6 protein-coding genes, 4 tRNA genes and 1 pseudogene are annotated in these 14,005 nt (G+C 30.0%); 3 read left to right on the top strand and 8 right to left on the bottom strand.

Annotation, left to right across the window (positions count from 1 at the left end):
* Positions 1-15: 15 nt before the first annotated feature.
* Both mscM and asd read right to left on the bottom strand, forming a co-directional pair.
* A pseudogene (mscM, locus tag HACICURV3402_RS02125) lies at positions 16-3,270 on the bottom strand (miniconductance mechanosensitive channel MscM); the annotation flags it as partial.
* Positions 3,271-3,272: 2 nt separating this feature from the next.
* On the bottom strand, positions 3,273-4,184 hold the full coding sequence (gene asd / locus HACICURV3402_RS02130) for an archaetidylserine decarboxylase (RefSeq protein ID WP_157992698.1): 912 nt from the start codon (positions 4,182-4,184) through the stop codon (positions 3,273-3,275).
* A gap of 730 nt (positions 4,185-4,914) precedes the next feature.
* Between asd and cysK the strand changes: the two genes are divergently transcribed.
* Complete coding sequence (cysK, locus tag HACICURV3402_RS02135) at positions 4,915-5,898, top strand: cysteine synthase A (protein WP_157992699.1); 984 nt, start codon at positions 4,915-4,917, stop codon at positions 5,896-5,898.
* Between the two features lie 551 nt (positions 5,899-6,449).
* Here the strand turns inward: cysK and HACICURV3402_RS02140 are convergent.
* The 5 genes from HACICURV3402_RS02140 to HACICURV3402_RS02160 form a co-directional block, all read right to left on the bottom strand.
* Positions 6,450-6,525: transfer RNA gene (locus HACICURV3402_RS02140), tRNA-Thr, on the bottom strand.
* Between the two features lie 5 nt (positions 6,526-6,530).
* Positions 6,531-6,605 (bottom strand) — tRNA-Gly (locus HACICURV3402_RS02145).
* Between the two features lie 203 nt (positions 6,606-6,808).
* Positions 6,809-6,893 (bottom strand) — tRNA-Tyr (locus tag HACICURV3402_RS02150).
* Positions 6,894-6,904: 11 nt separating this feature from the next.
* Positions 6,905-6,980 (bottom strand) — tRNA-Thr (locus tag HACICURV3402_RS02155).
* 205 nt (positions 6,981-7,185) lie between these two features.
* Positions 7,186-8,364, bottom strand: a complete 1,179-nt coding sequence (locus HACICURV3402_RS02160; RefSeq protein WP_157992916.1) for an FAD-dependent monooxygenase — start codon at positions 8,362-8,364, stop codon at positions 7,186-7,188.
* 1,386 nt (positions 8,365-9,750) lie between these two features.
* Here HACICURV3402_RS02160 and tmk point away from each other — a divergent pair.
* Entirely contained in the window at positions 9,751-10,398 is a 648-nt protein-coding gene (tmk, locus tag HACICURV3402_RS02165; protein WP_157992700.1) for a dTMP kinase, read from the top strand.
* A gap of 580 nt (positions 10,399-10,978) precedes the next feature.
* On the top strand, positions 10,979-11,569 hold the full coding sequence (gene pth, locus HACICURV3402_RS02170; RefSeq protein ID WP_269472379.1) for an aminoacyl-tRNA hydrolase: 591 nt from the start codon (positions 10,979-10,981) through the stop codon (positions 11,567-11,569).
* Between the two features lie 1,757 nt (positions 11,570-13,326).
* On the opposite strand, the gene acpS is transcribed toward pth, so the two are convergent.
* Positions 13,327-13,707 (bottom strand): holo-ACP synthase, encoded by a 381-nt coding sequence (gene acpS, locus HACICURV3402_RS02175; protein WP_157992701.1) that lies wholly within the window; start codon positions 13,705-13,707, stop codon positions 13,327-13,329.
* Positions 13,708-14,005 lie beyond the last annotated feature (298 nt).

A 14,005-nucleotide genomic window follows, 5' to 3' on the forward strand; every position in this document is an offset into this window, starting at 1 on the left:
TATATGTTCTTATAATATCTGAAAGATTGGAATAGGTATTTCTACCCCAATCTCCTGCAAACCTAATAAAATACGTCGATGTATATCATGACGTAATAACATTCTATGATTCATTTCAGCCGCATAAATTCGTAATTCAAACAGCTGAACTCCCTTGTGCAAATCTACAAGAAAAGCTTCTGGACATGGATTTTCTAGTACATATCGACAACCTTTAGCGGCTTGTAATAAAACCTCAGTCACTTCTTCACTGTTAGAATCTAATGAGACTGAAATATTTAACACCACCCGAGTCACAGAATCTGATAATGACCAATTAATAAATTGCTCAGTTAGAAATGACTTATTTGGCATAATAATTTCTTTATGGTCCCAATCAGTAATAGTAGTTGCTCGAGTATTAATGCGCGTGATACTACCAGTTAAATCACGTATCGTAACAGTATCACCAATACGAATTGGCTTCTCAAATAACAAAATTAAACCAGATATAAAATTAGCAAAAATTTCTTGTAATCCAAAACCTAATCCTACACTTAACCCAGCAACTAACCATTGTAACTTAGACCAATCAATTCCAATCAATGTAAAACCAGTCAAACTACCAATTAAAACAATCAAATATTTAGTTAAAGTTTTAATTGCATATCCTGTACCAGGATTCAAACTCAGATGCTGTAATAACGCTAACTCTAATAAAGCGGGCATGTTCCGAACTAACTGTGCTGTAATAATTAATACTAAGCCTGTATTCATTACTGATCCAACAGTAATAGGTTGTGGTTTCTTTACCCCATGAATTGTAGTGCTTACATCCCAAAGGCGTATATTCTCTAAAAAACTAAAAGCAGAATGAATCTCTGACCATAATAAAATAACAGAAACTAGAGCAACTAATGTTAAAAAAGAACGAACTAAACGTAATGACTGAGCGCTAATAGCGTCTAAATCAATACCAGGTTCATCAATCTCTATATTATCATAGGCACCCTGCTGCATGCCTAATTCTTCTTCATTACGAGCACGATGCGCAAGAATATCTGCACGACGAGCACGGGCTCGATCAAAAGCAATCCGGCGCCTTTGGATTAACATCCATCGACGAATAATATAGTACATTACTAAAAGAAGAAACCAAATAGCCAAAGAAGTTTCTAATCTAGCTAGCAAAGCCTTCGACGTTTCTAAATAACCAACACAAGAGGCTATGGCTGCAACTATCGGAATAGAAAGCATAATATTCCATAAAATATTGTTCATTACATTTTTTCTATTCCCATCTTTATCAAGATATAGTGGAATACCAGCATGTTTAAAACTTACCGTAACTAGGCTTAATGCTCCGCAAATGAGAATAAAACAAAAACGACCTAAAGTAGGAGAAAATTCACGATCCGATAAATTTTCAAAAGATATCAACATCATCATTAGAGGAACAACTGCACCTATACACAACCTATAAAAACGCATAGCAAGAGCTACTCGATCTCTTGGCCAACGAAAATGTACAATGAAAAGACCCTTATTGTGGGCAAAAGTATTGCAGATCATAAACCCCCAAAGCAAAGGAACACTAGCAGTTACACCATATCCAATAGCCACTGCGATAGAATAAGGCCAAGAGTGCTGCAAACCATAGCCTAATACCGCAAAAAAAACAGGAAGCGGTAGAGCAAATAAAATTGACCAAAATACAGTACGTATTGTTATACTAAACTGATCTTGAGTTACTTTTCCTACCTTTCTAGAAGCGCGATCAAGAAAAGAACAAAAATGAGGATGCGAACTAATACTAAAGCCAACTAATAGACTGGATGAAAACAGTAGAATGACTGTATCCCGAGTGGTACACATCGTTATCATTGCTCTACTTAATTGACCGAACGTGTCCAATGATAAAAACTTTCTTAAGTCATAGACTAACTCAATCGGATATCTAAGATTTAATGAGCTCACATCAGCGCTCCAGAACAAATAACGATGACTCGCATCTTTCACTTGCTTTAAAGCATCTACTAAATGGGTATTACTCACATTTAACTTAGTTAATTCTAGAGCAAGAATATCAGAACCAGATATTAAAGAAGTTAAAATCTTATTTTGCATGTTTAGTTGAGTTATAAATATATTCTTGAGTTCTTTAGTTAAAAAAGAATGATCCTTCTCTAGAAGAGACGCTTGTTTGCCTAAAAGTTCTATATAATATAAACGTTTAGCACGTAATTCAGCCATTTCACTATTAAACTGATGAGTCTTTGGCATTTTAGGCAAGCGAGCGACTAGAGATCGAAGTGCTTCACCCAGTGAATTGGACATACTGAGCCACTGAGATTGCTCACTAATTGTAGTCAATGCCTCCCGAACCTGTATAATTTGGTTAGCAACAATATGCTGCTGCGACAAAACCATTTCCATACGCGCACGCTGCTTCTTTAGCTCTGATAAAAGTTCACGATTCAGCTCAAATTGAGAACTAATACCATCAGGTATGTTATAATGATCTTTGGCCAATTGTCTGATAAATACTAAGTCTTGTCGGATAACATTACGACGGTCATAATCTTGTAGAGTGCATAACTCTACCATTCTTACATTCAAACGGTCTACTTTAGACACACAGGTGTTCACACTCATCGCTTCTAAGTAAGCATGATCATATGATAATACTGGATATAATTGAAAGGAATTTAGTTGAAAAAGGGATCTCAAAGATTCTGTACTCGTTTCCTCTTCATGCGATTTATCATTAGAAGTAGAGACAACCATCATCTTCAAAAGATGATCTATCACATTCAGATTATTAATTATTGCAATGAAATAAGACAATAAATTCAATACATAAACACCTATATTACAAAACTCATATCTCCTAATTTGAGTTTTCAAAAACTTATCTATATTCTGACCACTACTCTCGAAGACTACCTTCTTACAACTCTTTTCAGTTATGTACGAACCTGATTCGATCAGACGTGCAGGAGCCAAGAGCATTGTCGACAAATAATCTCTATTTCTCCAAAAGAAAGAAATATCTATACCCTTACCCTCTTGAGAGTAATTCAAACATCGGTTATATAAGTGACACTGATCCTCTTTAAGATCTTTAAGATAATATGGATAGTGATTAATTCTTTTTTGACTAATAGAAATATTACTATAGTTTCCTTCTTTGCATACAGCCCTAATCTGAGCTGCATCTATAGCTACAAAAATATTAAGCAACTGGGTAATACCCGCTAAGAGAAATATAATCAATAAAAGCCGTAACATATCTATCTCATTATAGGCTTATAACAATCTTCTTCCTGATTATCTTCTGTTATCACCTGAGCCATTGGTTGACCAAAACGCACTTGACTTCCTGGTATTAAATTTGCGACTATCTTTACTTTTCTAGGTGGAAATAAATTAATAACAGTAGATCCAAATTTAAAACAACCCATCTCCTCCCCCTTAAGTAATACTATTTGATCCGATGTCTGATGAGTATTAGGCCAATTCCAATATTTTATAATACCTTCACGTGGTGGCGTAATGGTTCCCAGCCAACTAGTCTGAATGCTTCCGACAATAGAAGAACCAACTAAGATCTGCACCATTTCTCCAAAATTAGTATCAAAACAACAAATAACTCTTTCGTTACGCGCAAATAAATTAGGTATTTTTTTTACCATTAAACTATTAAGCGAATAAAGCTCACCAGGTACATAAATCATCGTACGCAAACTCCCTGAGCATGGCATATGGACACGGTGATAATCCCCTGGCGCTAAATAAGTAGTAATAAACTCCCCGTTCTGAAATAAAGATGTCATAGAAGAATTGCCTGCTAGCAAAGCTAAGAGCGAATAAGTTTGACCTTTAGCTTGAAATAATTTATCACCTTGAATAGAACCTAACTGGCTAATTCGACCATTAACTGGAAAACTTAATAACCGAGGATCGGTGTCAGTTAGATATAAATCATCACGTAATTGACGTATAAAAAAATCATTAAAGGTCAGGTAGATAGATGTGTCAGGGTATTTGGCCTCCCCCATATCTATCTTATAGTACCAGATAAAAGCGTCAATTACAGCTTTAGTCAACCATCCACCCTGTTTGTTGGCTCCCCATCCTAATAATTCAGTCATAACTTTTTTAGGAAAGAAACGATATAAAATCAATTTTAAACGATCTAACAAATTTCCTCCTACATACAGTAAACGATGTAATCTTCATAAAACATTATCACAATCTATATTATGTAGAACCATGATAAGATCAAATAATCTTTCTGTCTTTCTAATTATTTTTGTATTTTTTTTCAAAATAAATCAAATAGTTTGCAAATAAAATTTAGATAAACTATCCAATAAATCATATCTACTGATATTCAATACCAATATGTTGGTATATAAAAAAACACTCACTGTTTATTGGAGCCCTCGTATACAATAAAACTATTTATCTTTAATTAGTCTTTTATAAAAAATAAAGCACTATTATAACTATAACTAACTTATCAATTTGATCCTAATTTATCATAAAAATTTAATGTTTAATTATCTAGTATTTAGCTCAAAGTATCTTTGTATATACATCAATCTAACGATATTCATCATACCAACCAAAGATGTAACTGTACACTTACGTCTATACCATAAATTAAAATGATTAAAACATGTTATACCTTAATTCTCAAAAAAAAACCTAGGACGCTTTAATCATTTTATAAAATAACTGTCTTACACACCTTGAAAGTAAAAAAATTAAATTCCTGTATAAAAGGAAAGGGTTCTTGATTCTTTACTCGAAGAATCTTATCTTATTAGTCAATCCTTAAGCTATATAAAATATATATGATCTTGATAATACTAAAAAATTAATATTTATACACTATCACATCTTAACACCTTCAGTTAAAGGAAAACTATGAGCAATATTTATAAAGATAATTCTTTTACTATCGGACGAACACCTCTTATACAATTAAACAGAATTGGAAATGGACGAATTTTAGTGAAAGTTGAGTCTAGAAATCCTAGTTTTAGCGTTAAATGTCGTATTGGCGCTAATATGATTTGGGATGCAGAGAAGAGAGGAATACTTACAAAGGGGATGCATTTAATTGAACCAACTAGCGGTAATACCGGTATTGCTCTAGCCTATGTAGCGGCAGCGCGCGGATATGGCCTAACGTTGACAATGCCAGATTCAATGAGTATTGAGCGTCGTAAGCTCTTAAGGGCATTAGGGGCTAATGTAATACTAACTGAGGGAATCCAGGGAATGAAGGGAGCCATTAGTAAAGCTGAGGAGATTATCACCAATAATCCAAATAAATTCCTTCTTTTACAACAGTTTAATAATCCAGCAAATCCAGAAATTCACGAAAAAACAACTGGTCCAGAAATTTGGCAAGATACGAATGGAAACATAGATGTATTTATTTCAGGCGTAGGCACTGGTGGTACTTTCACGGGAGTCAGTCGTTACCTCAAACTTACGAAAAGCATGAAACACCTCACTGCAGTCGCAGTAGAACCAACTGATTCTTCCGTTATTTCTCAAGTCCTAGTAGGAAAAAAAATACAACCCGGTCCACATAAAATCCAAGGTATTGGTGCTGGATTTATTCCCATGAATCTTGATATAAATCTTATAGACCGCGTTATATCTGTTACAAATGATGAAGCGATTTCTGGAGCACGAAGTTTAATGCTTCAAGAAGGTATTTTATCCGGTATTTCTTCTGGAGCCGCTATTGTTGCAGCATTAAAATTACAAGAAGAGAATAATTTTAAAGAAAAAAATATCGTGGTTATCTTACCTTCTTCTGGAGAACGCTATCTATCAACTTCTCTATTTGAAAACTACGCTGATGATAGCTGTTATAAAACAGATCCACAGCTTTAATTTTAAATCATTCTGAATTAATTAAATTATGCTCTCTCATGTACAGATAAATATTTTCAATAATATACGATTCAAAATCTTATAAATTTAATAGACATCTGTCTAATGAAGTGAAAATGATATCTAAAACTCTAAATGTTCTATTATCAATATAGGTCTATCTTTTTTTATAATTATCAATGTATTAATATAACTTATATTTTTTTATTAACCAAAACGTCCTTAAGAAGACAATACATACTTACAGCAATCTTGCTTAAAGTACTTATCTTTTTTATCTGATTCATACACTAAAATAGATAGCTTGATGTATAAGCTATCTATTTTAATATAAAAGTAAATATAAAATACTTATTGATAGAATAATATAAAAAATCATTGCTTTAAATCAATAAAATTTAGACAAATAACTTTTAAATAAATCAATCTATAATGGAGACATAAGGAATGTTATTAACTTTTTTTAAATCATAAAAATCTATTTTGTTTATTCACTTATATTTATTTAAAAAAATAATATTTATATCAATAATGACCAATCTTATTAGAAGTGGTGCTGATACCCAGATTTGAACTGGGGGCCTCACCCTTACCAAGGGTGTGCTCTACCTACTGAGCTATATCAGCAAGATTGGAGCGAATGACGGGAATCGAACCCGTATCATCAGCTTGGAAGGCTGAGGTAATAACCATTATACGACATCCGCATTTTTTTCTTCTGACTTGGCTATGAATTTATATTTTTAACCATGATATAATGCAGATTATCATTACTATTTATTTTTTCTTAATTGTGTTTTACAAACCATTGACATTAGTCGATAAAATCTTCTTTATTTATAAACCTTATTATCATCAACCTTAACCTTATAATTCTTAATTCTAATTAACAAATATCATATAACTAACATGGTGGTGGGAGAAGGATTCGAACCTTCGAAGTCAATGACGACAGATTTACAGTCTGCTCCCTTTGGCCGCTCGGGAATCCCACCTAAATATTGAATGGTGCCGGCTACCGGAATCGAACTGGTGACCTACTGATTACAAGTCAGTCGCTCTACCAACTGAGCTAAGCCGGCTATTAACTAATCTCTAGTTTAGAAAAACCTGAGCCTAGATGCAACAAAAATTATAATATTTGTTATATTATTATAGAACTTCATAAAAAATACAGAAATAATCACGTCATCTGAATCCAGATCAATCTATTGAACCTCTTATAAATTGAACTAATCTTTTTTAAAATTAATTAATGACATAGAAATAAATAAATTGATAAAAATATTAAATACCTAACATGTAAGATAAAGTCTTACGCTTTAACCATATTGAATGTTCAGCAATCAATAATCCTATATTACGTAAAACTTTTATCGGTACACTTTTCTTATTAAAAGAATAGTACAATAGATCCATCCCATTTTGCATCATTCGATTATCTTTTTCTCGTTGATATTGATAACCTTGTAACACATCTCTATGAAACCATGTAGTCATATTCTCTTTTGCCTCACTTAATACTGAAATTAATACCATAACATCGCGATAACCAAGGTTTACCCCTTGTCCAGCCAATGGATGTATAGTATGCGCAGAATCTCCAGCTAAAGCTAGACCCGGTAAAATATATGATGTCACATGACTTCTTGATAAAGAAAATGACGCAGCCATAACAGGAGTAACTCTTCCGAGTCGGATAGGAAAGGTGTTGTGAATCTCTTGTTTTAATGCAAGCATGCTCATCGACTTAAGTTTTTGAATCCAATCCGGTCTATCATACCAAACTAATGATGCCCAACAACCAAATAATGGCAAAAAAGCTCGAGGTCCACGTGGTGTAAACTGTTGCCAAGCAGTATCTCCTGCCTCACCCTCACAATGTACACTAATTAACATGCAGGATTGCTGATAAAACGAACCTATTTTTCTGATACCTGCCAATTTACACACTTGTGAATCTGCTCCATCTGCACCTATGATTAATTTTGCCTCTACTCTATCACCGTTATCTAAAAACAAGTCCCAATGATTATTAACTCGATTCATTCTTTGCAAAAAAGAAGGACATAAAAGATATATATTCTCTTTACATAGATTTTTCCATAATGCATATTGCAATACATGGTTTTCAACCATATAGCCTAGCTCAGGCAATCCTACCAATTCTGAATCAAATTTTAATTTTGTATTTTGACATTCCCAAACTTCCTGCCGTCGATAAGGTGCACATCTCATCCTTAAAACATCTGGCCAAACTCCTAACTGTCTCAGGAAGCTAATTGAAGAAGAATTAATTGCTGAAATACGCAAATTAGGGTCAGCGTTGGGGTCAAATAGAAGAGGAATCTTCTTTTCAAGCAACGCCACCTGAAAACCATTTTTCGCCAGCCCACAGGCCAGAGCCGCGCCAATCATTCCTCCACCAACTATTGCAACTTCAACTATGTATTTGATGTTTCTTATTCTCCTTTACCGAAAGTTGTAAATCAAAATGAATGCATGCTTAATTTACTCAATAATAGAAACACTGTATTAAAGATATTAATGATAATCATTTCAACCTCCTTGTTCTTATTCTTTTTTCTAAAATTTTTTCAAAATAACTATCTCTTTAGCTGAAAAATTCCAGAACACAATCGACTATCACTTAATAATTAATATATAAGGATATTATAATTAATCACATATTCATCCATCTAGCATCATTTATAGATTCTACAATGTAGATTTATATCTATTTTAATTTTATTCAATTACACTACTTTGTTATTAAATTGTTTTTTTAATTATAAAAAACTAACTCTATCAATTATAACAACCACCTTCTATTCCTAATTACGCTAAATATTCTTACTCCTATCTTTATAATATGTAATATTTTTAATCTCTACCTAATGAACAATTCTACAATCACAGCAGAATGAAATATGTATCAGATAAATAGAAATCATTCTATCTTGTTTTATCTAAAAATTTAAACAAAATACTACTAACATAATCATGCCTTATAGATTATAAACTAAAGCTCCATCGCAGTTATTATAAAACCATTAATATAACCAAATAATAGATTCGAAATAATATTAGCTACTTCATTTTTTTATAAACTATCTAAACCATACAATCTAGATCAGAACCCACTATACTTTCTTAACTAAAAAACCTATATTATTAATACTAAACTTAATTATATAAAAGATAAAAGATAAAAAATCTATCTCTCTCCTACGGATTACAAACACATATCAAATCCACTACTAAAAATTACAACAGATGATGAATCTGTAAATTAATGATTAAAAAACTAAATGGATCTAGACTTAAATATTTAGTAAATATAATATGATAGAAATTCTACATTATCTTTCTGTAATAAACAATTTTCTTATTATTATAATTAATACTAATTATAATTAATACTAAAATAGCATACTAGTATATACCTAATATACTGCAATTATAAATAAAAAATACTTAATTACTCTAATCAGATAAGGTTTTTATCCTTAATCTAAAAAATGAATATATACAAATAAGTTTATAAACAATCAGTCACATCTAAAAAATAAAGTTCAAATAATCATGCTATGGTTAATCATCACAAATCATCTTTTAATTAATAACAATTAAAGTTGAAATGACTATAAATACAACTATATAACAATATAATCCTGTATTATCATAGTTTTAGAATATGATATTATGGTAAGAAACCTAAACACCCCTAGTGTAAATATGCATCATGACATTTAAAATAGAAAGCAACCTAAAAATTATATCAATGCCAGTATAGATATTATATTGCATAAACAACTAACTCAACATTATTTAAGGAGATAAAGAGATAGCATGAGTGGTAAATTTATTGTTATCGAAGGTCTCGAAGGAGCAGGAAAAAGTACAGCGTGTCATGAAGTGATCACTCTTCTTCATCAATATGGAATTAAAAATGTTATACATACACGTGAACCAGGAGGCACCCCCATAGCAGAACAGTTACGAAAATTAGTTCAACAAAAGGAAATATTACAAGAAGAAGTCACAGATTATGCTGAGTTATTAATGCTATATGCAGCACGAATTCAATTGGTAAACAATATAATTAAACCAGCATTAGAAGAAGGGTCCTGGGTGGTGGGGGATAGGCATGACCTTTCATCACAAGCGTATCAAGGTGGTGGGCGAAAAATTAAACCTAATTTCATTAGCTATCTCAAAGAAGAACTTTTAGGTGACTTTTCACCAGACCTCACATTATATCTTGATATAACTCCTGAGATTAGTTTACAAAGAACCCAAAAGCGTGGTGCTCTAGATCGTATTGAAATAGAATCTCTTAGTTTTTTTACTCGAACCCGAAATCGATACCTCACGCTAGCCCTGGAAGACAAACGAATTCAGATTATTGACGCAACTGAGAAACAAAGCAAAGTTACTTCTGAATTACATAGAAAAATAAACCAATGGTTAAAAAAATATTGTAAATTTATAATCTAAGATTATCAACATATATAATATCAACCTGTATATTAAATTAAAAAAATAATTTATATCTTTTTAGTTAATTACATTCAATAAATCAAATTATTTATTTATTTAAAAAAACAAACTAACCAATTAACGCGTCACAGAACACCTTATTTACAATATCCAAAACCATCTAATTTCTCTAACTAAAAATTCATAAAAAATAAAAAAGCTATCTATATGGATCTATAAGAATATAAATCTAAGTATTTCTGACTACATATATAATTAATATTTCCAATAGATCTATTTGCATCTTTCAACATTATTAAAGCATTTCTTCAATATAAATAATTGTTATTATTTAGGTAGAATTTAATTGTATTAAATATATCTTCGTTTTATTTTATAATAAAATCATTAAAATATGAAGAAAAAAGAATTACATAAAGAATATATAAATCTTAATTTAGTCTACCAGACCTAAATATATAATCTAGACAATCATATACTTAACAATCTTTCTTCGATTTAATCTAACCCATAAAACATCTAGACTAATAGCACATATATCGTTATTTTTTTTATATAAACAAGGAATTCTTATAAAGTGACCTCTCCTATCCAGTTAATTGTTGGTCTATCTAATCCTGGTGCTATGTATACTAACACACGGCATAATATTGGGGCTTGGTATCTAGAATTTTTGGCTAAACGCTACGATGCAACTTTCAAACCAAATCGAAAATTTTTTGGCTATACGGCTCGTCTAGATATCGATAATAATATTTTAAGACTTCTTATTCCCACAACCTTTATGAACCATAGCGGCAAATCTGTCTTGGCTATGGCCAAATTCTATCATATTAAAAATGAAGAAATATTAGTAGCACATGATGATCTTAATCTCCCAGTAGGTATGGCTAAATTTAAAAATAACGAAAACTATGGAGGTCATAACGGTTTAAAAAATATCAATACTAACTTAAGTAAGAAAAGTAATTTCTACCGCCTCAGTATTGGTATTGGACATCCAGGCGATCGCAATAAAGTAGTAGACTTTGTATTGGGGCAGCCTCTTAGAGAAGAAAAACAAAAAATTATTAATGTAATTCATGAAGCTATTTTATGTACTGAATTATGGGTACAACATACGTATGTAGAAGCCATAAACCGATTACATAATTTTAAAGCAATCTAATACATGATATTAAGTTTATTAATTTTTTGATAACCATAACCAATGATGTAGATATATGGTTAGTTATTTTTTAATAAAATATTTTAAATCTTTCGTACCCACCTTGTTCATCACAACTAGATTTTACTAGAAAACAATAATTCGTCTATTTTTCTTTAATCTATATTTTTCTTTAATCTATATATAATAAATAGACTGATATTAGTTGTTACAAATTATATAAACTAGAATAACATTATGACATAATACAAACTAGCACTAGCAACTGTAGTTAAAAATTAAAATCCATTTATATTCGTCTCTCATCTGTAATGAAATAATCCTATTTTGTAAAATTTATTAAAAACACAATATATTTTCTGAGCCAACAAAGGTTAAGCGCTGAATAAGCGGAGAAAAACCCCTATCAAACTGTGTTATCTAGTGCAATCTCAATAAAGATTAAATCTTTATCTTATTTATTAAAATTTCACTTCATAAATCTATATTATTTATACGATCCACTTAAATTCTATAGCTAACTTACTTATAGAGCTCTTAGTGCAGGCAGTTTAAAGATTAAAGCATATGAGAGGCAAAAATAGGATAGTACATGAAAATATAAAAAAATTAAATTTATATTCTTTTTAATAGAAAGTTTTTATACGAAAGTTCATTATATTAAATATTTATTTTATATAGTCATACATAGATATAACAACTTTTTGTTTTTCTTATCATCTACTAAAAAGTATAAAAAAATTGTACTTATAATATATGTTGATACATAGGCATTTTTTATAATAAAAACTATATTCCCTGTATACTAATCTCTTGATTATGCATCAATATTCTTTTAGATCATATTTTAAATATGAAATATTGATTTCAAATTAAAAATTTCTTCTACTATATAAATTCTAATTTTTTATAAAAAAGAATAGAGATAAAACTTTTAAACTTAAAATATTAATATAAATTAAAGACAGTGTTAAAGACATTCTCTTATATTATCTTATCATAAATACTCTCAAGAACTCATTAGAAAGAAATATATACATTAAAATGGAAATAATATTCAATACGCATTATAATAACTAAAATCCGTAAGATCATGTCCGTAAGATCATATTTAGGTAAACATTGATTCATTGTTGTACAAAATACTACACTCAGATCCTGTTTTTTAAAACTATACTTTTAATATCGTAAAAAAATAAAAATCCATTCAGTTAGCTTGTAATTTATATTAAAAGATATTTTTTAGTCAAACATAAATATTTATGATCAAAATATAAAACATTTTTTATAAAAATTAAGTATTTAAAAAATGATCGATCCAATGCTATTGTATTTTTAATAATATATATATTATAATCTTAGACAGAAAACATAGAAAAATATAGAGATAAAATATAAAAATATGATATTATTCCGTTTTTTTATATAAAAACTTATTTTATAAAATATAGTATTTTGACCACACATTAATAACTATGTTAGTACATAAATAATCAAATAAAATATAAAAAAATTATATTCTAAATATAACAATGATTACTTAACTTCATATTAATATATGCAAAACTCTAAGTTCAATGAAGGAACACATATATGTTAAAATATACAAACACTCTTAATAAATCCCTTCGTTAAATAAGAACCTTAATAACATATATTTTTAAAGTGATAGTTACATATGATATTCCTACTCATTCTTTATTTATAAAATAAATTCCATACTTAATTCAGTATAAATTAGATTTATCTTCTATAGATTAACTTTCTAAAACCACCATAGCACAGGTGTAGCACCTTTCATCAGATAATGTAATATGAACATGCTCAACTAATAATTTCTTGGCCATAATTTTTGCATTATCTAAAAAACATAAAAACGGTTTACCTAATTTATCATGACAAACCTCAAATTGATTAAATGTTATTGAATCCTGCATTCCTGTACCAAAAGCTTTAGATGCTGCTTCTTTAACAGCTAAACGTTTAGCTAAAAAACGTTCTGGTTTATTGTTTTTTTGATACTGAATCCATTCAGATTCACTCAAAATACGATGCGCTAAACGATCTCCTTTCCTAGAAATTACTTTATATACTCTAAAAATCTCCACAATATCTATTCCAATACCAAGAATAGCCATGAACCATCCTTACGCAATCACGTCTTTAAATTATAATCCTGATAACTTATGATCAAATAATATTATTATATAATATACTTATTCCCTTGAATATTTTATAAATTATTTTATAATATATCATTATCTCACAAAACAATACCAATTCTTATCACATTATATCTGAATTTTAATATCTATCCTCTACCTACTGATCAATAGCACAACAATTAAATCAAATACCTGAAACTACACATAGTATAGAACCTATCTGAAAAAATAAATTGAAATACAATTTTAAAAAATATGTTCATCATTCAAT

The organism is Candidatus Erwinia haradaeae, assembly GCF_900698925.1.
Taxonomy (GTDB): domain Bacteria; phylum Pseudomonadota; class Gammaproteobacteria; order Enterobacterales; family Enterobacteriaceae; genus Erwinia_E; species Erwinia_E haradaeae_I.

What these genes read in the sequence shown, in the direction of transcription:
- cysK (WP_157992699.1), top strand. Translation starts at nt 4,915, where the DNA reads ATGAGCAATATTTATAAAGATAATTCTTTTACTATCGGACGAACACCT.
- tmk (WP_157992700.1), top strand. Translation starts at nt 9,751, where the DNA reads ATGAGTGGTAAATTTATTGTTATCGAAGGTCTCGAAGGAGCAGGAAAA.
- acpS (WP_157992701.1), bottom strand. Translation starts at nt 13,707, where the DNA reads ATGGCTATTCTTGGTATTGGAATAGATATTGTGGAGATTTTTAGAGTA.